Below are 2,273 nucleotides of genomic sequence, written 5' to 3'. Positions count from 1 at the left end.
TGCCTCGTCGCCCATCTCGACGCGGCTGGTCTCGCCCGCTTGCCAATTCCGTTGACCGCCGCCAGATCGCTTCAACCGAAACTCGCAACCAGTTGATCGCAAAACGTCGTCGTCGACGCGCGTCAGCCGACCATGGCTGACGTTACTGAAAGATGCAACGGCCACTGGAAGGAGCCCAGAATACGCGCATCGCGATCTGTCACCAGCGCATTGATCGTCGCTTCGACCGTTCCGCATGCCTTGACGTCAATCTGCCAGAAATAGTCAGATGCCGATCGCCGCGCCGGTTGCATCGGCGTCGCAGACTGTGGCACATACGACGTGGCCTGCTCATCAACAATCAGGCGGGCATGGCCGAAGGTCTGTTCGTCAGAAAGCTCGAGGCTCAGCAACACGGCATATTCGGCGCGCATCGCCAGTGGAGCCCAACGCAATCGCAGGCAGGCACCAATAGGCGCCTCGATGCACAACTGTCCCTCGTTGATGCCCTGAAGCTGTCCGATTCCGGACGCGATGCCGTAACAGCAGTCACCGTCGACCGGCGTGGGGTTCGCGGGGTCATCGCCGGCATCCGGGCAACGCTTGAGCAGCGTCACTGTGTCAACGACAAGCAGCACGTCCGTGATGTCGTCTGTTCCGGTCTGGCCGCTCGATTTGCAAGCCTGTCTGTCAGACATAGTCGCTCCTTGCTTGTGGCTGGCTGACGGCGGTCCACAACGACGCGGACCGCACGTCGACGGTTGCCTAGCTGTTGCTAATGCTGATGAACGGATCCCACTGGTAGCAGCCGCACAGGTTGCCGCTGCGGTCAAGGATCATGAACTGGAAGTGATAGGTCACGCGCCCCTGTTTGAGCGTCTCACACGACCAGAAGTAGTTCGACACGAGCTGCATTTTCGGTTTGGTCGGGTCCGATGGATTGGGCACAGGAACCGTTACTTCCGCCTCGCGCGGCGAAGGAGGCGAAATGAGTTCGTTACCCTGGTTTCCGATGAACTTGTAGAAGATGCAACTCTGCTCGAAACCGAGCGAGAGCGAACACTCGCGCCAGCGGATCACGTCGCCCACGGTCGCCGCGACGTCCAGCTCCCCGCCGGCCTGACCGCTTACCACATTACCCTGGGTCACGATCATGAAGATGTGCCGGAAGTCGATGAGTGGTGGATTCTCCGTGCTGTTGTTCTTGCCATAGCGATCCAGAATGGCCTTGGTATCAATGCTGACCAGCACATCAGTAACCTGTGACATCTTGTTCTCCACTAATAAGAGGAGGTTGAAAACACCGCCAGCCAGCGGGATGGCGGTCCGAAACTCCATATCGTGCGAATCCGTCAATCAGTCGAAGATCAGGTTGATCACTCATAGAAGCCTTGCCGGTGTCGGCGACATCCCAAACGGCCAGCAGCACGTGATAGCCAGTGCGCTGCGGTAGCGGGATCTCAACTCGTGTGATGCTCTCCGGCACAAGTTCTATCCGAGCATCCGGTCTTCAATAAGGACGGTATTCATTGGCCCTGGTATAGAGCAGCTACTTTTCAAACTGGTCGCGCGTGAGTCGCCGGTTCGTATACCACTCCGGCCTCGTCCAAGAGCCGAAGAATGCGATTGGTCGACATTTCCGACTTACGCCGCTCACCTGATGATGCATAGCAGTGTGTGCACCTGAGATTGCACAGGTTTGTCGTTTCGATGAAGGCGATCGCTGGGGCCGAGAGGTGGAATTGCCCTAGTTCGACCAGTGGCGAGTCGATGATGAAATCTTCCAAATCGAGTCCCACTGCCCGGGACAAGTTCTGGTTGTATGCATCGATAACCGGTTTTGCGGCGGGATGTAGGAAGCGAACTCGACCGTCAGGAAGCAGCGCGACCAGGCCAGTGGGATTTTCCTGATAAGGTACGGCACGTGACATCATGTATTCCCTTTGCCAGGTACACTACAAAATGCTGCGAGCAGAGTCAGGTACTACTAATGAGAAAAATTGTCGGTTCGTCATCCCCCTCCAACGACATGGGCCTTGACTGCACGTTTATTTTCTGAAACTTATATTTTTATATAGCCATTTCAACGCCGTTGGACAGCGAAATGGAGTTTATTTACGCTTCACAGTAGTTTACAAAATAAAAATACCACAATGAAAATTTTTAATTTCAGATTTTATGAAATTTAATTTCCTATCTCTTACTCATGGGTCGGTAAGTTAGTCGACAAGTTGGAACTTCATGGGCCCTGCATCGGTCGGATCGTGCATGAAGCGAGACGGACGGACATTTGA

At 54.9% G+C, this 2,273-nt stretch carries 2 protein-coding genes; both read right to left on the bottom strand.

What is annotated here, in order from left to right; genetic code table 11:
* Nucleotides 1-122: 122 nt before the first annotated feature.
* Nucleotides 123-677, bottom strand: a complete 555-nt coding sequence (locus A3A5_RS0118295) for an AidA/PixA family protein (RefSeq protein WP_018311993.1) — start codon at nucleotides 675-677, stop codon at nucleotides 123-125.
* Nucleotides 678-744: 67 nt separating this feature from the next.
* Nucleotides 745-1,248: an inclusion body family protein gene (locus A3A5_RS0118290; RefSeq protein ID WP_026200889.1), complete on the bottom strand. Its 504-nt coding sequence runs from the start codon at nucleotides 1,246-1,248 to the stop codon at nucleotides 745-747.
* Nucleotides 1,249-2,273: the final 1,025 nt, after the last annotated feature.

The sequence above is a fragment of the Cupriavidus sp. UYPR2.512 genome (assembly GCF_000379565.1).
Lineage (GTDB): Bacteria > Pseudomonadota > Gammaproteobacteria > Burkholderiales > Burkholderiaceae > Cupriavidus.
Note: the sequence above shows the minus strand (reverse complement) of the source record. Positions and strands in the feature narration are given on the sequence as shown.

Excerpts from the sequence above, each read along its gene's own strand:
- A3A5_RS0118290 (WP_026200889.1), bottom strand. The coding sequence starts at position 1,248 with ATGTCACAGGTTACTGATGTGCTGGTCAGCATTGATACCAAGGCCATT.
- A3A5_RS0118295 (WP_018311993.1), bottom strand. The coding sequence starts at position 677 with ATGTCTGACAGACAGGCTTGCAAATCGAGCGGCCAGACCGGAACAGAC.